The following is a 20,461-nucleotide window of genomic DNA, read 5'->3' as shown; positions in this document are numbered from 1 at the left end:
GGCTTACCGCTCCTTCAGCTGAACGAGCTTGTTGTAGTAGTTCAGCGCCCCGGAAATCGTCAGGCTGACCGTCATATAGAACAGCATCACCATGGCGACGATCTCGATGGCATGGCCGGACTGGTTGAGCGAAGTCTGCATGAAGACCGCCACCAGATCCGGATAGCCGACCGCGATGGCCAGGGAAGAGTTCTTCACCACGTTCATCCAGAGACTGATCAGCGGCGGAACGATGGCCCGCATGGCCTGCGGAATGATCACCAGACGCAATGTCAGTCCCGGTTTCAGGCCAAGCGAATAGGACGCTTCGGTCTGACCGTGGCTGACCGACAGAATCCCGGCGCGCACCATTTCCGCGACGTAGCAGGCATGATAGACGACGAGTGCGATAAAGACCGCGCAGAAGGCCGGCGGAACAGATCCGCCTCCCCTGAAGTTGAAGCCCTTCAGGGCCGGGATATCCCACTCCAGCGGCGATCCGGTGATGACGAACATCACCAGCGGCGCGCCGAAGACAATCCCAACCGCAGTCCAGAAGACCGGAAACCGCTCACCGGTATCGTTCTGCCGCTTCTTCGCCCAGACCGCGATACCGTAGGCCACGACGATCGCGGCCAACAGGGTCGCCATCGTGAGCCAGAACAGCTCTCCCAGGACCGGAGCGGGAAAATAGAAACCGCGGTTGTTCAGCTCGAAAATGCCAAGCCCGAAGACGTCGATACTTTGTTTCGGTCGCGGCAGGATCGCGAAAACCGCGAGATACCAGAAAAGAATCTGCAACAGCAGCGGCGTATTGCGGATGATCTCGACATACCAGGCCGCAAGCTGTGAAATCAGCCAGTTCTTGGAGAGCCGCAGGACACCGACGAAGAAGCCGATCAGCGTACTGAAAATGATCGCGACGACCGCAAGAAGCAGCGTGTTGGTGATCCCGACCAGATACACCCACAGATAACTGTCACCCGCCTCGTACGGGATGACTGAGAATGCGATGGAGAATCCGGCAGTGCTTCCGAGGAAGCCGAAGCCGGCGCTCATGCCGCGCGCTTCGAGATTATGTGCCGTGTTCGAGAACAGGTACCACCCGGCCCACATCACGACGACGGCAACAACGATTTGATAGAAAACGGAACGGTAGCGCTGGTCGTTTACGATTTCCGAAAACGACGATCCCTGCCCTGACGCCCCTCTGTCAACGACAGCCATATAGTCATCCCCGCTAGAGAGAAGAGGATCCAGAAAAACAGAGGCCCGGCCAACTGCCTGGCCGGGCCTGCTGTCTTGGATGTCTTACCGGAACGGCGGGGAGTACATCAGGCCGCCTTCGGTCCACAGCGCGTTCTGGCTGCCCTCACGCGGGATACCGATGGCGAGCTTGCCTTTGGTGCCCATGTACTCGTCGTAGATCTCGCCGTAGTTGCCGACATGCTTGATGATGCGGACAACCCAGTCCTTCTCGAGGCCCAGACCCTTGTTCAGGTCACCTTCGACGCCGAGCATACGGGCCATCTCCGGGGATTTCGGGCTGGCGACCATGTCCATGACATTGGCCTTGTTGATGCCCATTTCCTCAGCCTGAACCAGAGCGAACACGGTCCACTTGACGATGTCCATCCACTGGGAGTCGTTCTGACGGACGACCGGGCCGAGCGGCTCCTTGGAGATCGTTTCCGGCAGGATCTTGTGCGCGCCCGGATCCGGGAACGCGGCGCGGCTGGAAGCGAGACCGGACTTGTCGTTGGTCATCGCGTCGCAACCGCCCTTGGCATAGGTGTCGTTACGCACGTTGGAATCTTCGAACACGACCGGCTCGATTTCCAGGTTGTTGGCCCGGCTGTAGTCGGTCAGGTTCAGTTCCGTGGTGGTGCCGGTCAGCACGCAAACCGTCGCGCCTGCGAGCTCGAGAGCGCTATTGATGCCGGAATCCTTCGGCACCATGAAGCCCTGGCCGTCGTAGAAGTTGACGGTCGTGAAGTCGAGGCCCAGCTGCGTGTCGCGGAACAGCGTCCAAGTCGTCGTCCGGGAAAGGACGTCGGACTCACCGTTGGCCATCGCGGTGAAGCGGACGGCGCTGGTGACGGACTGGAATTCGACCTTCGACGGATCGTCGAAGATGGCCGCGGAGATCGCGCGGCAGATCGAGACGTCGCTGCCGAACCAGTTACCCTGTTCGTCGAGCTGGTAGAAGCCGCTGGCCGGGGTGCCAACCTGGCACCGGAGATGACCGCGCTGCTTCACGATGTCCAGCGTGCTCTGCGCGGACGCCATTTCGGCTGTGAAGCCAAGGCTGGCCATCATGCCGAGGCCAAGGCCCAAAAGACTCAGTTTCTTCATCCTGAAACCCACCCTGTTATCGTTTCGGTTAACGACGGCCGGTTGTCCCGGTCTGCAAATCCCTGACATTTATTCTGGGATCGCCCCCGTTGATCCCGGTCGTTGTTCACCGCCACGTCTTCCGGCTACTCGGCTTTTGTGTTGGCCTCGGTCGCTCTGCATGAACGAATACTGGGCCGCGTTGGAGCCGGTCCACATGACAGCGGAATTAATTCCAACACGCAGTTGATGTGTTTTGCAAGTGCGAGAAGAAACCATCGGGCGGATATGTCCTTGCGGCGATTGCAATCGTGACGGATTTTCGGCGGACATCCGAGGTTTTTTGCCCCTAAGATTTTGCGATCTCGCCTCTCTCAAAACTCAAATAAATCCCGGAGATGTCATGCAACGCGGTGCAAAAGCCGGAAAGAAAACGCTCATCACCCACGCCGGACGCGATCCTCACGCGAACCACGGCGTGGTTAATCCGCCCGTTTATCATGCCTCCACGATCCTGAAACCGTCCCTGGATGCGCTCGAGGCCTCGCGCAAACCCGACTTCACCGGTTTCCGCTACGGCCGGCGGGGGACGCCGACGACCAGATCCTTCGAGGAAGCTGTCGCGGAACTCTACGGCGTGGAAAGCGCCGTCGCCGTCTCATCCGGGCTGGCGGCAATATGCTGCGCGATCCTGAGCCAGGTTTCCGCCGGAGACCACATCCTGATCACCGACAACGTCTATTTCCCCACCCGGAAATTCGCCGGCGGGTTCCTGGAGCGGTTCGGTGTCGAGGCGACCTTCTTCGACCCGATGAAACCGGAAGACCTCGCCGAACTGATCCGGCCGGAAACCAAGGTCGTCTATCTCGAGGCGCCTGGAACCATGACCTTCGAGGTCTGCGACGTACCTGCCCTCGCCTCCATCGCGCACGAGCAAGGCGCAACCGTCATCATGGACAATACCTGGGCGACGGCACTCTATTTCGATGCGTTCGGGCACGGCGTCGATATCGTAGTCGAGGCCGTCACCAAATATATCTGCGGGCATTCGGACGTCATGATGGGGGTAATCGTCAGCAAGGACGCGCAGGCCGCGGCGATCCGCGATACGGTCTTCATGCAGGGAAACTGCTCCGGCCCGGACGACCTTTATCTGGCGCAACGCGGTCTCAGGACCATGGCCGTGCGGCTGGCGGAGAACGAGCGCAACGCGCTGGCACTCGCGAAATGGCTTTCGGAACGCCCGGAAGTCGACCGCGTACTGCATCCGGCCCTTCCCTCCTGTCCCGGCCATGAAATCTGGAAGCGCGATTTCACAGGCGCGAGCGGTCTTTTCTCGTTCCTGCTGAAACCGCTCTCCCGCGCCGCGCTCGCCGCCTTTCTCGACGGTCTTGAGTATTATGGTATGGGAGCCAGCTGGGGCGGCTACGAGAGTCTCATCCTGCCGGGCGACCCGGCCGCCGCCAGAACGGTGACGACCTGGAACGAGCCCGGGCAGTTGCTGCGCATCCATGCCGGCCTCGAAGACGTCACCGATCTCAAGGCAGACCTGGATGCCGGTTTCGAACGGATCGCGGCGCTCGCCTGAGCGTCTTCAGCGGTAGGAGCGGAAGGATATGCCGCCGTCCCGGGCGATCTGATCCACTAGGGCGATCTCCCAGGTCAGGTAAGCGTTCATCCTCCGTTCCATTTCCTCGCGTCCCGCTTCCTTGTCGTAGGGCCGCATATAAACATCGTCCGGAACCGCGAGCGGCTCTCCCATCCCGGCCGCCATGGGCAGTCCGGACGCCTCCCAGGCCTCGGTTCCGCCGGAGACGACGGTCGCCGACAACCCTTTCGAGGCAAGATCGGTAGCGGCCAGCCGTGCCAAGCGCTCGTCGCCGGCGATCAAGATTGCGCTTTCTGAGCCGGTCTTGCCGAGTGCGTCACCGAGTTTCTCACGCGGACACCAGCGTGCACCTTCCGCATGATTGTCGCGGTAGTCGAGACTCCGCGTCAGATCCAGGAAGAGCGCCCCGGCGTCCACACGCGCCTTGGCCTCGGCCGGCGGAATCAAGTCGCAATCGGGAAGCGTTCCTGCCAGAGCTGCCGGTCGCGCACCTTGCTTGAGCTCTGCCCCGTCAAGTCCGCCTTCGAGCACAAACACGTCCTCCCAGCCGAGCTGGCGCAGCCAGCTTCCGGTCATCTCCGCGCGGACCATCTCCGGATCCACGAGGACAACCCGCGCCCTCTGGGTGGCCATATAGGCGTCGGTCGACTGGACGAGCTGGCCGCCCGGGGCATGGCGGGAATCGACAAGGTGTCCGGCGGCGAATTCTTCGGCCGTGCGGACATCGAACACATAGAGCGTGGTCCGGTCCCGTTCGGCACGCCATTTATCGAGCGTGGCAAGATCGATATGCCGCACCCCGAACCGGTCCGCAGCCGTGCGCGAACGCCGGCGCGCCATGCCGGCGCCGTCCGCGCTGACTTCCGGCGGCGGTCGCATATTGCCATGCTCGAGCTTGTAGCCCGCGAGGTGCCAGCCCATCGTCCCGTTCCGCAGAGCGACAATCTTGTTCGGAACCCCCGCATTGATAAGCGACTGGGCCCCGATGATGCTGCGTGTCCGTCCGGCGCAATTCACCACGATGGTGGTCTCCGGACGGGGCGCCGCCTCCTGAACCCGGTAGACAAGCTCGGCGCCCGGCATATCGATGCCGGTCGGGATATTCATCATGGTAAACTCGCCCATCGGGCGGGAATCCAGCACCACCATATCCTCGCCGGCATCCATCATGCCCTTCAGTTCCTCGGCGGAGACCGACGGCGTTTCGTATTCGTGCTCGACGAACTCCCCGAAGGCCTTGCTCGGGACATAGAGACCGCTGAAAAGCTCCAGCCCCGCCGCGCCCCAGGCATTCACCCCGCCTTCCAGGATCGAGATATCCGAATAACCGAACCCGGCGAGTTTCGCGGCTGCCGTCTCCGCCAGCCCTTCGCCGCCATCGCAGAGAACGACGGGCGTTCCAGGCCGCGGCACCAAATCGGCGATCCGGAGCTCCAGGTGTCCCAGAGGAACGTTGCTCGCGAGCAGGATGTGATTGGCGCCGTAGACCGCCTCCGGGCGGACATCGACCAGGGCGATCTCGCCCGTCCCGTAGAGCGCGTCTTTCAACTCACGCGCCGTAATGCTTCGGGCCATGCCTTCCCTCCCCCGCGGTTCCTAGCTTGCTTCTTCCAAAGCGGACTCGGCTTCCAGCCATTCCGCCTCGGCGCTTTCGATTTCCCGATCGACAGCCTCCTTTTTCAGGATGACCTCTTTCAGGTCTGCCGTCGGACCTTCGTAGATTTTCGGGTCGGCGAGCCGCTCTTCCAGCTGCGCCTTGCGCTGAGTGAGCTTCTCCAGCTTCTTCTCGGCCTCGCGAATCTTCTTCCGAATATCGGCCGTCTGCCGGCGCTTCTCCGCCGAGGCCTGACGTGCCTGCTTGCGGTCGTTCTTCTTGTCCGGCTCGTCCTCCGACGCAGCCACGCGCGCCGCCCGTTCCTCCTGCCGCAGCCAGTCCCGGTAGCCGTCGAGATCGCCCTCATAGGGCTTCACCGTTCCGTTCGCGACCAGCCAGAGCCGGTCGACGGTGAGTTCGAGCAGCCTCCGGTCATGGCTGATCAGGATGACCGCGCCGGTATAGTCGTTCAGCGCCTGTACCAGCGCGTCCCGCGCGTCGATATCGAGATGGTTGGTCGGCTCGTCGAGGATCAGCACATGCGGGCTGTCGTAGGTGATCAGGGCCAGCGTGAGACGCGCCTTCTCGCCGCCGGAAAGATGCTTCGCCTTGGTCGTCTGCTTGTCCTGCACGAGCCCGACGCCGCCGAGACGTGCCCGCACCTTGTCCGGCAGCGCGCCCGGCATCAGACGCGCCATATGTTCGGCCGGGGTCGCTTCCGGGTCCAGATCCTCGATCTGGTGCTGGGCAAAGAACCCGACCCGGAGTTTGGCGCTGCGATGTTCGTCACCGTCGAATTTCGCCAGCCGGCCGGCGATCAGTTTCGCAAGCGTCGACTTGCCGTTGCCGTTCCGCCCGAGCAGACCGATCCGGTCGTCGCCGTCGATCCGGAAACCCAGTCCTTTGAGCACCGTCTTGCCCGGTTCGTACCCGACGCTTGCGTTGTCGAAGGTGACCAAAGGCGGCGGAAGCTCCTCCGGATTGGGGAAAGAAAAGCGCGTCGTCGGCTCGTTGACCGCGTCCGGCAGCTTCTCCATCCGCTCCAGCGCCTTGATCCGGCTCTGCGCCTGCCGCGCCTTCGAAGCTTTGTACCGGAAGCGCTCGATGAAGGCTTCCATATGCTTGCGCTGCGCCGACTGTTTCGCCCGCTGCGCCTCGATCTGCGCCAGCCGCTCCTCGCGGGTCTTCTCGAACCGGTCGTAGCCGCCCTGGTAGAGGGTCAGCTTCAGGTTCTCCAGATGCAGGATCGCGTCAACCGCCTTGTTCAAGAGCCCCCGGTCATGGCTCACGATGACCAGGGTCTTCGGATAGCGCGCGAGATAGGCCTCCAGCCAGACCGTCGCTTCCAGATCGAGGTGGTTGGTCGGTTCGTCGAGCAGCAGGATCTCCGGCTCGGCGAACAACACCGCCGCCAGAGCGACGCGCATGCGCCAGCCGCCCGAGAAACTCGACATCGGCGCCGCCTGCATCGCGTCGTCGAAACCAAGGCCTGCGAGGATCGCCGCCGCTCGCGCGGGTGCCGCATGGGCACCTATATCCGCGAGCCGCGTCTGCACCTCGGCGATCCGCATCGGATCGTCCGTCGTCTCCGCCTCGGTAAGAAGACGTTCGCGTTCCTTATCGGCGCGCAGCACGACCTCAAGCGGCGTGTCCGGGCCGCTCGGCGCTTCCTGCGACACCATGCCGATCGGATCCTCGACGCCCCGCCCGCCGCTGACCAGGATCTCGCCCCCATCTGGGTGATATTCGTCGGTCAAAAGCTTCAGGAGCGTCGATTTGCCCGTGCCGTTGCGCCCCACCAGCCCGACCTTATGTCCGTCGGGAATCGTGGCCGAGGCCTCGTCGAATAGGGAGCGGCCGGCAATCCGGAAGGTCATGTCGGTAATCTGGATCATGGCACGCCTGATAGCATCGCAGCCCCGCGGCGCCAATCCCGCGCGAGCGCTCTTGCAAAATCACCGGCGGAGGTAGAGGCTCGGAAGCAACAAAAGGCCATTCTTCGTGTCTCCGAAAAAAGAAATCCTTGCAGAGGGAGCGCAACCGCTGAGCCCCTCGGCTTCCCCTCATTCCGCCGAGCCGGCCGAACCCGGCCCGGCACCCCGGCTCGGTTGGATGCACGGCGCCGCCTGCATGACCGGCGGCATCGGTCTGGTTACGCTGAATGACGGGATCGCCAAATGGCTGACCAGCGACTATCCGGTCGGACAGGTCATCGCGCTGCGCGGAATTCTGCTGCTGGTCCTTGTCTTCGGATTTGCATTCGCGACCGGACGTAAGGACCAGCTCAAGGTTCGTCATTGGCGGCTACAGTTACTTCGCGCTGTCATAATCGTCTTCAGCACCTATAGCTTCATCTGGGCGCTGAAGCTCATGGCAATCGCCGATGCGACCGCGATCGCCTTCGCCGGACCGATCGTCACCGCCGCACTCGTCGTGCCGCTTCTCGGAGAGCAGGTCGGCTGGCGCCGCTGGACCGCCATTCTTGTCGGCTTCTGCGGTGTTCTCATCATGGTCAAGCCGACTCCCGAGACCTTTTCCGCCGTCGCCTTGCTGCCGCTGCTGGCCACGGTATGCGGATCGTTCCGGGATATCGTGACCCGGAAGATGCACGCGACGGAGACCACCCTCTCGATGTTGGCCGTCGGGATGACCATCGTGACCCTCTCCGGCTTCGCCAGCCTGGCTTTCGACGAGTGGAAACCGGTCGGATGGAGCGAGATGGGGCTGTTTGCGGTCAGCAGCCTGTTCGTCGGGGGCGCGCAGTTCCTGATGATCGAATCCTTCCGCTACAGCGAAGCGGGATTCGTAACGCCATTCAAATATACCAGTATCGTCTGGGCGGTTCTGATCGGCTTCGTGGTCTGGGGCAACATCCCGGACCTCTGGATCGTCACCGGCACCTTTTTGGTAATTGGCAGCGGCCTATACATCCTGCATCGCGAACGGATACGCCGCGCGGAGGAAGCTGGGAAATCAAATCCTTAGGTCGCTTGCGGCCCGGCCGGCGCGCTTCGGAGGAATGAAAGTGAAATCACGGACCCCGGCCGACAGCGCATAACAGGCGAGCTCGACCGCCTTCGGAATATCCAGTGGCTCGCCGTCCCGCTCGCCCTTCTCGTAATACTGGATCATCCGCCGCTTCAGCCCGAGAGCCTCGGCCATTTCCTTCTGCGAGAGCTTCAGGAATTTCCGCAGTTTCTTGAATTCGCCAGACGTCATGCCGCCTCCTCAAGAAGCGCATTATATGCGCTTATCGGAGAGAAGTAAGCGGCCAAAATACCATTCCAGAAGACGGAGGAGCGCATATTGCGCTCCTCCGCACCGCCGCATCAGAAAGTCACACGGATCCCCGTAATCACATAGGCCGCCTCGATATCGCCGGCACCGGCAGCGTCGCTCGTATATTCGGAATAACCGAGAGTCGTCTCCGCGCTCACACCCGGCCCCAGAATGTAGCGACCAGCCAGAGCCACTGAGTCCCTGTCGGCCTGGACCGTATCGGGATCGACGCTTCCGGCAATACCGTCGCGCTCGCCGTGTAGATAGGTAAGGCTGACCCCGTACTCTCCGAAATCATAGGATGCGCCCAACGTGTAGCCGTCCCCGTCATTCGCCCCGGAATCGGTAAAGCCGGCATAGGATCCGCCGACCTGGAAACCGGCGTAATCGACGGTGAGGCCAAAGGCGTATGCTTCCGGTTCATCCACCCCATCCCCGGATTGCAGAAAAGTGCCATATCCTGCCGATGCCGCGAGGCCGACGCCGTTGAAATCGCGCCTGAAATCGATGCCGCCCATGACGCCGTCCGTCAGTCCCGAATTCCGGTCGGGCTGTACATTGCTGTCCTGGTTGGTATCGGGAGCATAGGAGATGCCGAGCCGGAAACCCTCAAGACGCGGCGTGTAGTAGGTCAGCTTGGTCGAGTCATTGGTGCGGGCGGGCTCGATGTACGTACCGCCGAACGGCGCGCGGAAATAGCCGCTGTCGCTGATCGAGGTAGCCCCGGTGAGTTCCCACTCGACAGTGTCGCCGGAATTGATCCCGATGCCGTATTCGGTCGGCGCGACGTGGGTCTTGTAAAGCGCCGAGTTCTCGTCACCGATGTCTATCCGGCCAAACTTGCCGCTGACAGTCAGGTAGCTTTCGTCGATCTGGTCGCCTGAGTCGCTGTTGCCCTCAAGCTGTACGTTGACCCCCACTTCGAGGCCGTTGTCGAGCGTGGTCGTTCCCTTGAAATGGATCTCGGTGTCCGATTTGACATCAAAGCCGGTGAGGTCGAGATCCTGATTTCCCTCATCGTCAATATCCGTATAGCCGAACCATTGCTCGGCGTAACCGCCAACGGAGAGCTTGAGCTTCTCCGCCGCTTCCGCCGGTGCCGCAGTCAGGATGAGCCCGGCTGCAACCAGAGTCGTCGTCTGTAAGAGTGCCGCTTTCGAATGACGCATGCGCTTCATTTGGATCCCCATGCACCGGCCGACGATCTCGCCCCGGTGCCACTAGATTGAACGAAAACAACCGGAGACGGCCGCCTGCCGCGCCCGGATCACCGGCAGATATGGTTCGGCCTGAAGGGATACAATGCGGCGGCGCACACAAAAGATTTACGTGCAGCATCAATGCGCTGAAACGCCCAACCATCGGGCTTTTCGGGCTGTTTCCAAAAAGAACACTAATCAGTGTACTTTCCGGCATATTGAAATCTCTGGCAGCCTGCACACCCGGGCTAACGCCGGCACGCAGGAGGTCTGGATCATCGTCCGGGATGGCCGGCAAAACTGCTGCCCTATCCGGAGCGGATGGCCTGCTCGGCGATTTCGCGAAGTTTCTGCTTCTGCACCTTGGTTCCGTTCGGCCCGGTCACGGTCTCGAACTCGGCAACCGGAATGACCGTCCTCGGCACCTTGTATTTCGCGAGATGATCGGCACAATGCCGGCGCAAGGCGTCCGCGTCCGGCGTCTTCCCCTCGACCGGAATGACGAAAGCGACCGCGACCGGAACGGCGCCGTCATTAACGCCGACCACTTGGGTGCTCGCGACATCGGGATGATCGTCCAGCACACCCTCGATTTCCCGCGCGCTGACCAGGAAACCGCCGAGGCGGAGGGTGTCCCCCATCCGTCCGCGGAAGAGGAAGCGCCCATCCGCCTCCAATTCCCCCGCATCCCCGCTGGAGAACCAGCCGTCCTCCGAGAGGACCTCTTTCGTCGCCTCGGGATCCTCGTAATAAGCCACGAAGCGGCTGGGCCCCTTGAACTCGAGCGCACCGATCTCGCCCGGCGCCAGTACTTCGCCGGTTTCCGGATGCGTGACGCGCGCGGCGCCACCCGCGGAAACCGGGAACCCGCCGGGCTTAGCCCGTTCCGAGACCGGCAGATCGGCGGGCTGCGCGGCGTAGAGTGCCTGCAGCTCGCTCATCCCAAAGAGGCCACGCAGGACAATACCCGCCTCCTCCTGCGCCCGCGCCACCAGGGCCTCCGCATTGGTGCCGGTAAAGGAGGCAAAACCGACTTCGCGAAGCGAGGCCAGCTGTCCCGGTTTCGCCTCGTCCAGGATCCGGACCAACATGTCGTCCGTCGCGTTGAAGTGCGTTACCCGGTGCCTCTCGATGATGCGGAGCGCCTCCCCCGAGTCGAACGCCTCCATGAAAACCGACGGCCGGCCGTTCGCCAGAGCGCCCATGAACTGCGAGAAGCCGAATACACCGCAGAGCGGCAAGGCCTGCAGCATTACCGCGCCCTCCGACGCATATCCGAGCGCCTGCCCGTTATCCTTGCCGTGGCGGACGATCGCCCGTTGGCAATGCATCACCAGCTTCGGCGCCCGGGTCGTGCCGGAGGTCGCGAACATGGCGCAGGGATCCTGCTCATTGGCCGGCGCGATCTTATCCGGCGTCGCTGCCGTCAGGCTTTCGTATGACAGCATCTGCCCGACCGGCGCGCCGATGTCCGCCGCAGGCGGACAGTTCACGACATATTTCAGGTGCGAGAGCTTCTCGGCGGGGACCGCTTCAAGGATATCGAGGAACGGGATCCCCCTGAAGTCCGTCGCCAGTGCGAGAACCTTTGCCCTTGTCCGGCTCAGCAGTCCCTCGAGTTCGGCTTTCTGGTACCGCGTATTGATGATCACCGAGATGGCCCCAAGCTTCGCGGCTCCGAGCACCAGAGTGATCATCGGAAGCCCGTTGGGAAGCCAGACGGCGATCCGGTCGCCATGGGCAAGTCCGAGCGCTGCAAGCCCTGAGGCCACGTGATCGACCTCGTCCCTCAAGGCGGAGAAGGTCACCGTCCGGTCGCCGTCGACAATGGCCGGACGGTCCGGATGGGTTGCAGCCAACTCGGCCAGAAGCTCGTGAAGCGTCATCTCGACCGTCCGTCAGACAGTTGCGATCGGAGTCACGGGCGACCCGACGGCGCCCGGGAGCCGGAGCGGCGGCGCGGTCAGCAGGAACCGGGAGCGGCCGTTCTCGCGCAGCCAGTTCGCAAGATCGCTCAGGTACCAGAGTTCGCCCAGATGAATGCCGAGCTTGAAGAGACAGAGTTCGTGGAGCGGCAAGGTCGCGTGCCGGCCCTCCGTCTTCGTTCCAGGGAACGCCTCGACGGAGAAATTGTCCGCGATCAGCGCCGCCAGTCCTGACTCGTCGATCCATTTAAGGAGCTTTTCGTCCCGGCCGTCGAGCTCCACGCAGGAGGAGGCGACGACTTTCGGATCCGGGTTCTTGTTCATGTCGAGAATGACCTTGGCGAAACCGGTATGCAGGCACACGAGATCGCCCTTCTCCACCTCGACCCCGTCCGCCTCGCAGGCCCGCATCACCTCCTCATAACCGATCAGCTTGCGTTCCATCCCGAAATGGTGCGCGAGATCGATCAGACAGCCGCGTCCCTGCACGCCGGTCGCCGCCATGGACTCGATGCCGAGCTTGCGCGCCTCGACCCCGCTATGGGTGCAGCCGGTTCCCTCGTCGAAATGCGGCTCCTCCGGACCGATCACATCGGTGCCGGCGCGAAAGCCGTTGTAATAGACCATCTCGTCCACGCCATCTCCGTCGGCATCGAAATGGCTGCCGACATGGGCCAGCGCGTCCCATTGTGTCGAGTATTGAGTGTAGATCAGCACCGCATCGTCGGTGATCACGTCAGTCAGGTCAGGGTTCTCGTCCTGCATCGCGTAGTTGTAGTAAGGACGCCCGTTTCGCATCCCGGCCATGACCTGCGGCGGCCGGCGGCGTGCGCTGAGCACGGTGCCGCCCGGATAATCGAGCGGCATGCTGAGACAGAAGGACTTGCCGTGTTTAACCTCGGCGATCCCCTGCAGCACCTTCTCCGGCGTCAGGAAATTGAGGCGGCCGATCTGGTCGTCCGGCCCGAAATCGCCCCAGTTCGAGCCTTCCGGCCTGTTCTTCCAGCGCGGGGTGGTCATCTCAATTCTTCTCCTGCATGCAAGACAGCAAATGGCGTCCGATAATCAGCTTCTGGACCTCGCTCGCCCCTTCATAGATTCGCAGCGCCCGGATCTCCTGATAGAGCCGGGCTACCGGCATCCCCGAGACGACGCCGAGACCGCCCCAGAGCTGCACCGCGGCGTCGATCACATGCTGCGCCGCTTCCGTCGCCTGGAGCTTCGCCATCGCCGCCTCGCGGGTCGTGCGGTGCTCGCCGCGATCCTTGGCCCACGCGGCGCGCGCGATCAGCAGCGCAGAGGATTCGAGCGCCAGGGCCATTTCCGCGAGCTTGGTCTGGGTGATCTGATGTTCGCCGAGCATCTGGCCCATCATCGGCCGGGTCAGCGCCCGGTGCATTCCGTGTGCGAAGGCCTGGCGGGCGAACCCGAGCGCGGCCGCCCCAACGGTTGGACGGAAGATGTCGAGGGTCGCCATGGCGATCTTGAAACCGTCGCCGGGCGCGCCGAGCATCCGCGCCGCCGGCACCCGGCAATCCTCGAACCTGAGGGCGCCAAGCGGATGCGGCGCGATCACGTCGATCTTCTCCGCGACCGTCAGGCCGGGCGTGTCCGCTTCGATCACAAAGGCCCCCATGTTGCGGCGTCCCTCGATGCCCTCGATCTTCGCGAAGGTGACGTAGTGATCGGCGATCCCGGCATTGGAAATGAAGGTCTTGAGGCCGTTGAGAACGAACCCATCGCCATCGGGCGTCGCGACGGTTTCCAGTGCCGCGACATCGCTTCCGGCATTGGGTTCCGACAGCGCGAAGGCAGCGATCCGGTCGCCTGTCGCGACATCCGGCAACAGCGCGCTTTTCAGCTCTTCCGAACCGAATAGCGAGACGGACGCCGAACCGAGCCCCTGCATCGCGAAAGCGAAATCGGCGAGGCCGCTCAACTCGCCGAGGGCGCAGCGCATCATCACCAGGGATCGGGATTCAAGCTCGTCGTGGACGCCGCCATATGCCGCGGGCACCGCAAAGCGGAGCCAGCCGCGCTGGCCGAGGCGGCGCACGAACCGAACGCTGATCTCGTCGGCACCGCTCGTGCCTTTGTGTTCGTCTTCGACGATGTCCGCGAGATCGGCGGCCAGCTCCGTCTTGATGCGCGTCTGAAGCGCACGATGCGAGTCGTCGAAGAAGGGCCAGATTGTCCAGTCGAGAGCGGCGTCCGTCAGGATCCGCTGTGTGTCTATCTCGGTCATGGCAAGGTCCGATGCGGTTGCGGCCGAAGCGTTCGGCCGCTGCCGGAAGCTCCGGAAAGAGAGACGGCGCCAAGCAGTAATCCCGGCGCGCCGACAGAGTCGTTATCACGCGTAAGGAGTCCGAACAATCAAAATTGGACCCCATATTTCACTGTGTGAAACACGCATACATTTTTGCTAGATTGCGCCGTAGACCACTCGGATGAGAGCATTACCCCTTGGATTGCGAGGCCAGATGACGAACCGCCGGACGAACCTTCCAGAGGGCACCCAGGACGACCGTCAAGTCGTGGAGTCTCTCGCCAAGGGGCTGACGCTTCTGCGCTGCTTCCAGCACGAGGACACGTTCCTCGGAAACCAGGAGCTCTCGAAACGCAGCGGTATCCCGAAAGCGACGGTCTCACGCCTCACCTTCACGCTCGCCAAGTTCGGTTATCTCATCTACGCGGAAGATCTCGGGCAGTACAAACTCGGCCCCTCAGTGCTTGCACTCGGGTACGCCTGTCTCTCCGGGATGAAGGTCCGCGAGATCGCCCAGCCCTACATGCAGGATCTCGCCGACCATGCCGGCTCCGGCGTCCTCGTCGCTCTCGGCGTGCGTGACGGCACCAGCATGCTCTACGTTTCCTGCGCGCGCAGTTCAGGAATGGTGTCCCTGCTCCTCGGAGTGGGCTCAAGGGTGTCGCTGACCGACACCGCCATGGGGCGCGCCTATCTCGCCTCCCTGCCACCGGACGAGCGCGTCTCCGTCATGGAAGAGATCAGGGCCGAGACCGATCCGTCTAATTGGGATCATGTCGAAGGCGTGATTGCCGATGCGGTTACGCAGATCGGGGAGCGCGGCTTCTACGCCAATCTCGGCGACTGGCAGCCCGACGTCCACGCCGTCAGCGTCCCGTTCCGCAGCCCCAATCTCGGCGACCCGGTATTCGCCTTCAATTGCGGCGGTCCCGCCTATCTCCTCTCGAAAGAGCGTCTGGAGAACGAGCTCGGCCCGAGGCTGGTCGAAATGGCGCGGAATGTCAGGTTTTCGGCCGGCATGTAAGGCGCGGCGAGGAATGGCGACCCCGGCAGGACTCGAACCTGCAACCGTCGGATTAGAAGTCCGGTGCTCTATCCAGTTGAGCTACGGGGCCGCAAAAAGCGTGAAACGCGGGAAATCTCAGTGGGTCCAGGTGCCCCAGGTCGCGAAGCGTTCGGCGGCGAAATTGTCCGCATAGCCTTTCGGCTTCAGCTTGCGGTTATGCTCGCCCTGGACGATGTAATCGAGACCGTGCTTCTTCGCATAGGCGACGGCTTCTTCCTTGGTCTCGAAGGTCAGCCGGATCTGGTTCTTGGTATCGCCGCTGCTGACCCAGCCCATCAGAGGCTCAGGCCGCCGCGCGGTTTCGAGTTCGGGCTCCAGCACCCAGCGCCTGGTCTTGGCGCGGCCGGACTGCATCGCCGACTTGCTCGGCCGGTAGATCCGTACGGTCATCTCTCTCTCCTCGTCCCCGAGGTCCTTACGGACCTTTCAGGCGCCCGAAGGGCCTGCCTTTGGTTCCGTATCGCTCAAAGGCACGCGGAGGTCAATGCGGCAGGCGTTCAGTTCCGGGGGCGCTCGACCCGGGGGCCGATGTTTTCCAGCACTTCACGCGCATCGTATGCGCTCGGACCGTCCGTCCGGAGTTCCTCGCCGCCGATGACGATCTCGGCGATCGCCTCGTAGCGGGTGATGGCGATGCTGTCCGAGGTTCCGTGCGCGAAGGAACTGCGGAAGTAATAGCCGCCGTGATAGCCGTACGCGCCGTAGCCGCTATAGGCGAACGGATAGTAGGTGTGATGGACGTACCGCTTGTTCTTTTCGAGATCGCGGGCAACGACGGTGAAGAAGGTTCCGCCCTTTTCCAGGGTCAGCTCCGCCGCCCGATAGAGGAGATATGTCTCGACAGTTTCCCGATCGGTCGCGGAATTGCCCCGGAAACTGACGCGGAACCGGTCGCTCTCGATCGCGTTTTCCCGATAGCCGAACCGGTCCGTTGCTGGCGCGTAAGGCGTTGGCGTGGTGCAGCCTGCGAGCAGGAAGAACGTCACCGCAAGTGACGCCAATACGCTGCGGGTACATCCCGGATTGCGGTTTTCCATGTTGAGCCCCCATCCTTCTGCAACGCTTGGACATCGCATCCTTCAGGCTAAAAGATAATAGGTCTCATTCGCAATTACCAGCCGGGAGACCGCTTCCCCCGCTCGCAATACCTTCACATTGCGTTGAAATCTCGCGTACCGCCAACCTGTCTCTCGCGCGTTTCAAATAAATGGTCGAACTGACGTACGACAAAATCGGCGAGCCACTTCTCTTTTCAGCCCTGCGAAACTTCGAAAATATTTTCATCGTTCGAATTCAGAAAAAGATTATCATTAATTGAAAATTAATTTCATCTCTTCGCGCGACGCCAATCAGGCCCTGCGTGAAGAATTGTCCTCGGCCAAAGAGGAAACATGCGGAGAAAAACGGTCGGGATCGCGAAGTTGGGAACCGTGCTCTTGAGCGCGGGCATACTCCTTTTGTCCGCCTCCCCGGTGAACGCGGCGGAAAATGCCGAAGGAGGCACGATCCTCACCGGCATTCTGATCTTCGTTGGTCTGGCCGCCGTCATCTACACGGGAAGCCAGGCATTTAACCGCGCAATCCGCGAAACCATAGAAAACGGCTTCCGCGCCCGTTTCATTACCCGGCGCGATGCCTTGACCACGGCAAAAGCGATCTTTGTCGGAACGGCGGGCGTTCTGTTTCTGGCCGCAGCTTTCATCCCCGAGGTCATGAACGATGTGAACAAGCTCGGCAATCTGGCGCCGAATAGCGGCGATTCCGCCGGATCCCCGTCTGAAGAAACTCCCATAAAGAACATCATGGCGATAACAGCGGCCGCCGTTATCAGCATGCTCGTCAGCCAGGATTTCCAGCTCAATCCGTTTACCTGGCTCAGGCGCATGCTTCTGCATGCAGCGTCTATTCCCGAAGAGTTCCACAGGCTGACCGATGCCGTTGCCTCGGTTGTCCCGCGGGACGCCGACTTCTTCGATATGCTTGGCTCCGATTCCCTATTGGGATCTCAGAATTGCCGTTCTCCGGAAAAAATGCGGGAAGCCCCTAAGCCGGAAGACCCATGCCCCTCGCCCGGCCATTTCCAGAAGCCATTCGGCTCGATCGAACGGCAATGGGCGGTGAACTACTATCTGATGTGGCGGCTGTCGCAGCGCGAGCAGTTCGGCCAGGCCGGAGAGTTCTTCAAGGACGCGGCGATTGACTGGCCCGGACTGAAACGAAGCTTTGCCTTGAACTGGCAGCGGGTCCGCGCGTTGAACGAAGCGCAATCCGGCAAACAACCCCAATCAAATCCGGACGACGGCCTCGTCCCGGATCGCGAATTGGTGAAGACCGAACTTACACATCTCCTCGATCGCGTATGTCAGGCATTCGCGGCCTTGCTCCTGTCGGCAAACGACAATGACGAGGATGTCTGGAGCGACCTGCAATACCTTGGCGCAAATGGCCTCGAAGACAAAAGATTCTATCCCGACCCGGTTCGCCCACTGGTCTTGTTATTGGCCGTTGTTCCAGGCTCGATTGCCATTGGCGCAATGCTCCCGCCGGCGTTTTTGTGGTTGTCCGGACTGTTTGTGAATTGGAAAGGAGCGATCGGGTATCTCAGCGGCAACATTCAGACCGACCATATTCTTTATTGGGTTTTCTACGGACTTTTTGCCTTCTTCCTTCCGGTAATGATTTTTCTCGTCGGACAGAAGGTCTCGTATTCCCTCTCGGGCAAGATTCTGGACCGTACGACAGGCGTGGTCGTCGCGAGCCTGATGGGGGTCGTCTTTTCGGTAGCCGGAATGTCGTTCCTCTTCACCCAACTCTCCGGCACATGGGCCACTCCACCGGATGTCGTGCTTCGAATGGCGCCCTGGGGGGCTGGGGCCGGCGTCTATGCCGGCGCGGTCGTTTTTTTCCTCAACCGCTTGCGCCGAGACCGGCGCTATCTCATCCGGGAAGCATGGGACGTCAGGGTCGAGGAACCGGTGCGGCGCTGGCCGCACAGCTCTTCGTCATGGAAGATGACCTGGTGGAAACACGGGACAGCTTTGTTTGCCGGACTGTTCATCGTGAATCTCGCGCCCATACTCTCACTGACCTCCGAGAAACTGCATGCCGGCGCGCCCGCCGACATCGAACATATCCTAGTCAAATATGCGGCTTACTGCAGCTGGGAACGGGAGCTGACACGGTTGGTGCTGGACGTTCCAACCGTATGCCGTGCGGTTGATTTGTTTCCCTTCCGCCACGATGACGCTGTCAGCGATCGCGACATCTTCGATGCGGTTTGGAAAAGCCGGACTCCATCGGATACGCAGATGCGATCCGCTGAACTCCTGACTCAGATCACAGAGTATCGGCGACGCTTCACTCCCGCGGAGAGCCAAAACGCTCAGGCAGCGGGAACGCAACACCTCATGAAGCCCGGCTTGCTGGCGACCGAAACGGCCGACGCGTCTGCCGGCAAGCCTCGGAAGTCCTTCGACACGCTAGAGCTGGATGAATTTCCAAGAAAGACCCGGGGAACGGTTTCCGTCCTGTTGGGGGACGCGCGAAAGATCCTGCATCTCTCGCGGCAGGAACACCGAACCGCGATCATGGCACTTGAGTATCTGGAGGCACAGGGCCCTCTTCCGGTTACTCCGAGATGGAGGAGCGATTTTTTCCATCTCGTCCATGCCAGCCAAGGGTATTCCGCTCCGAACGATCGCCTGGGCGCCCGCATTCAATATGCGTTCTGGAGAAAGCCCCAAGCGCAAAGTCTCTCAATCCAGGATGCTCTCGTCGGGATCAGCATAGGAAAATCGACTGCGTTGCGCCCGCTCGACACCGAACTCGGCACGTTTTTCTGGGCGCAAGCGGTTCTGACAAAGGTTCAGATCGGTTTCATCATCTTGATGCTTTCGAGCTTCACCTATTATTCGCTAAGCCGTTTCAATATCGGCCTGCATCGCGGCTCGCTCAACGAGGTCAGCCCGGAGGCCTGGCGAACGCGCTCGTTGCGCGATCTCTATTTCAATCCTGGCCGACATCGCTACGACGAGGGAAGCGGATCGTGAGCAGAACCAAGCGCTTTGAGGAAGGAAAACTCGTCTTCGGGACCGGCGAGGCCGCTAAAGAGGCATTCTTCGTTGTTGAAGGCAAGGTCCGGATCGTCCCGAGTATAGACCGGGAAAACGACGTCATTGCCGAATTCGGGCCCGGTGAGTTGTTCGGCGAATACGCTTTCATCCTCGACAACGGAAAACGCACCGCGACAGCGATCGCGGCACAAGACGGAACGGTACTCGAAGCCGTGCCCGGTGAGGATTTTCGCAGACGCCTAGACGGGCTGGAGCCGTTTCTGCAGCGCTGGATTGAAGAGCTCATCCGCCGTTCGATACCCGAAGAGATCCCGGCTGACGTCACATAAGGCGCGCGCGGCCCCATCAACCGCATTGATGACGGTTCTCAGCTTTCGCGCTCAGGCAAATAAGATAAGAAGCGTCCGTAACGCTGCGAAGTCGGCGATACTGTCGGCGGTGTGGAAAATTCCTCAAATAACCGTAGAGGAATGGTCGGGGTGGACGGATTCGAACCGCCGACCCTCTGCTCCCAAAGCAGATGCGCTACCAGGCTGCGCTACACCCCGACAAGGCCCGAAGGCGCTCGCTAGGTAACGGTTTTGCGCGGCTGGCGCAACAATGCAGTGCCTCGCCTGACGATTTCCGTCGGAGATTACTTCGCCACAGCCAGTGCAGTGTGTTCCACGCGATCTCCCGCCTTCAAGCCGAGCCTCGAGGCAGTCCCCGCCAAGAGCTCCAGGACTGCCTTTACCCTGAAGCGCGAGGAAATCACGGCTGTCGACTGCGGAACCGTGCGTTCAGCGATATGCAGGATGGTGCCATCCCGGTCCAGAAACAGCATGTCGAGGCTGACATATGTGTTCTTCATCCACATGGAGACTCGCGACTTGCTGGGATAGATGAACAGCATCCCCGCATCGAGGGCGAGTTGCTTGCGATACATCAGCCCTTCTGCGCGCGCCTCCGGCGTGTCGGCGAGTTCGACAGAAAAGACATGCTCATTGCCGCCGCTATGGATGACGAGCGGCGACGTCTTGCCTTGATCGGCCGCAAGGCAGGTCCCCACGACAAACAATAACGCGAGGCAGACACCGAAAAGGCTTTTCCAGCCATATCTTTCCATTCTCCCGACGCGCCCCCCGTTACGTGCTTCCG

The 20,461-nt window shown here is 61.6% G+C and carries 17 protein-coding genes and 2 tRNA genes; 5 read left to right on the top strand and 14 right to left on the bottom strand.

Features of this window, described 5'->3' with window-relative positions; genetic code table 11:
- Window positions 1-3: 3 nt before the first annotated feature.
- Together NUH88_RS22055 and NUH88_RS22050 are read right to left on the bottom strand one after the other, a co-directional pair.
- Window positions 4-1,206: an amino acid ABC transporter permease gene (locus NUH88_RS22055; RefSeq protein WP_257769047.1), complete on the bottom strand. Its 1,203-nt coding sequence runs from the start codon at window positions 1,204-1,206 to the stop codon at window positions 4-6.
- An 84-nt stretch (window positions 1,207-1,290) separates the two neighbouring features.
- Window positions 1,291-2,334, bottom strand: a complete 1,044-nt coding sequence (locus NUH88_RS22050) for an amino acid ABC transporter substrate-binding protein (protein ID WP_257769046.1) — start codon at window positions 2,332-2,334, stop codon at window positions 1,291-1,293.
- Between the two features lie 382 nt (window positions 2,335-2,716).
- Between NUH88_RS22050 and metC the strand changes: the two genes are divergently transcribed.
- Complete coding sequence (gene metC / locus NUH88_RS22045; protein WP_257769045.1) at window positions 2,717-3,901, top strand: cystathionine beta-lyase; 1,185 nt, start codon at window positions 2,717-2,719, stop codon at window positions 3,899-3,901.
- Window positions 3,902-3,907: 6 nt separating this feature from the next.
- On the opposite strand, the gene NUH88_RS22040 is transcribed toward metC, so the two are convergent.
- Together NUH88_RS22040 and NUH88_RS22035 are read right to left on the bottom strand one after the other, a co-directional pair.
- Window positions 3,908-5,497: a rhodanese-like domain-containing protein gene (locus NUH88_RS22040; protein ID WP_257769044.1), complete on the bottom strand. Its 1,590-nt coding sequence runs from the start codon at window positions 5,495-5,497 to the stop codon at window positions 3,908-3,910.
- Between the two features lie 21 nt (window positions 5,498-5,518).
- On the bottom strand, window positions 5,519-7,411 hold the full coding sequence (locus tag NUH88_RS22035; protein WP_257769043.1) for an ATP-binding cassette domain-containing protein: 1,893 nt from the start codon (window positions 7,409-7,411) through the stop codon (window positions 5,519-5,521).
- Between the two features lie 235 nt (window positions 7,412-7,646).
- Here NUH88_RS22035 and NUH88_RS22030 point away from each other — a divergent pair, with 235 nt between their 5' ends.
- Window positions 7,647-8,501, top strand: coding sequence for a DMT family transporter (locus NUH88_RS22030; protein WP_257769042.1), 855 nt, complete (start codon window positions 7,647-7,649; stop codon window positions 8,499-8,501).
- Here the strand turns inward: NUH88_RS22030 and NUH88_RS22025 are convergent.
- The 5 genes from NUH88_RS22025 to NUH88_RS22005 form a co-directional block, all read right to left on the bottom strand.
- Complete coding sequence (locus NUH88_RS22025; protein WP_257769041.1) at window positions 8,490-8,735, bottom strand: helix-turn-helix transcriptional regulator; 246 nt, start codon at window positions 8,733-8,735, stop codon at window positions 8,490-8,492. The two genes, NUH88_RS22030 and NUH88_RS22025, sit on opposite strands and share 12 nt — an antisense overlap.
- Window positions 8,736-8,845: 110 nt before the next feature.
- A complete protein-coding gene (locus NUH88_RS22020) occupies window positions 8,846-9,973 on the bottom strand; it encodes a porin (protein WP_257769039.1) in 1,128 nt (375 codons plus the stop codon).
- Window positions 9,974-10,302: 329 nt separating this feature from the next.
- Complete coding sequence (locus NUH88_RS22015) at window positions 10,303-11,880, bottom strand: AMP-binding protein (protein WP_257769038.1); 1,578 nt, start codon at window positions 11,878-11,880, stop codon at window positions 10,303-10,305.
- A gap of 12 nt (window positions 11,881-11,892) precedes the next feature.
- Window positions 11,893-12,939, bottom strand: a complete 1,047-nt coding sequence (locus NUH88_RS22010; RefSeq protein ID WP_257769037.1) for a cyclase family protein — start codon at window positions 12,937-12,939, stop codon at window positions 11,893-11,895.
- Window position 12,940: 1 nt separating this feature from the next.
- A complete protein-coding gene (locus tag NUH88_RS22005; RefSeq protein WP_257769035.1) occupies window positions 12,941-14,164 on the bottom strand; it encodes an acyl-CoA dehydrogenase family protein in 1,224 nt (407 codons plus the stop codon).
- 235 nt (window positions 14,165-14,399) lie between these two features.
- On the opposite strand from NUH88_RS22005, the gene NUH88_RS22000 reads away from it, so the two are divergent.
- Window positions 14,400-15,209 (top strand): IclR family transcriptional regulator, encoded by an 810-nt coding sequence (locus NUH88_RS22000; RefSeq protein WP_257769034.1) that lies wholly within the window; start codon window positions 14,400-14,402, stop codon window positions 15,207-15,209.
- Between the two features lie 14 nt (window positions 15,210-15,223).
- Here the strand turns inward: NUH88_RS22000 and NUH88_RS21995 are convergent.
- From NUH88_RS21995 to NUH88_RS21985, 3 genes are all read right to left on the bottom strand, one after another.
- Window positions 15,224-15,300 (bottom strand) — tRNA-Arg (locus tag NUH88_RS21995).
- A gap of 26 nt (window positions 15,301-15,326) precedes the next feature.
- Complete coding sequence (locus NUH88_RS21990; RefSeq protein WP_257769033.1) at window positions 15,327-15,641, bottom strand: ETC complex I subunit; 315 nt, start codon at window positions 15,639-15,641, stop codon at window positions 15,327-15,329.
- A gap of 107 nt (window positions 15,642-15,748) precedes the next feature.
- A complete protein-coding gene (locus NUH88_RS21985) occupies window positions 15,749-16,288 on the bottom strand; it encodes a CC0125/CC1285 family lipoprotein (RefSeq protein WP_257769032.1) in 540 nt (179 codons plus the stop codon).
- A 354-nt stretch (window positions 16,289-16,642) separates the two neighbouring features.
- Between NUH88_RS21985 and NUH88_RS21980 the strand changes: the two genes are divergently transcribed.
- Entirely contained in the window at window positions 16,643-19,300 is a 2,658-nt protein-coding gene (locus NUH88_RS21980; protein WP_257769031.1) for a hypothetical protein, read from the top strand.
- Window positions 19,297-19,653: a cyclic nucleotide-binding domain-containing protein gene (locus NUH88_RS21975; protein ID WP_257769030.1), complete on the top strand. Its 357-nt coding sequence runs from the start codon at window positions 19,297-19,299 to the stop codon at window positions 19,651-19,653. The genes NUH88_RS21980 and NUH88_RS21975 overlap by 4 nt, the downstream gene beginning before the upstream one ends.
- 142 nt (window positions 19,654-19,795) lie before the next feature.
- On the opposite strand, the gene NUH88_RS21970 is transcribed toward NUH88_RS21975, so the two are convergent.
- Together NUH88_RS21970 and NUH88_RS21965 are read right to left on the bottom strand one after the other, a co-directional pair.
- Window positions 19,796-19,872 (bottom strand) — tRNA-Pro (locus NUH88_RS21970).
- An 86-nt stretch (window positions 19,873-19,958) separates the two neighbouring features.
- The gene (locus NUH88_RS21965) at window positions 19,959-20,429 is read right to left on the bottom strand and encodes a DUF192 domain-containing protein (protein ID WP_257769029.1); all 471 of its coding nucleotides are present in this window, start codon (window positions 20,427-20,429) and stop codon (window positions 19,959-19,961) included.
- Window positions 20,430-20,461: the final 32 nt, after the last annotated feature.

The organism is Nisaea acidiphila (genome assembly GCF_024662015.1).
Classification (GTDB): Bacteria; Pseudomonadota; Alphaproteobacteria; order Thalassobaculales; family Thalassobaculaceae; genus Nisaea; species Nisaea acidiphila.
Note: the sequence above shows the minus strand (reverse complement) of the source record. Positions and strands in the feature narration are given on the sequence as shown.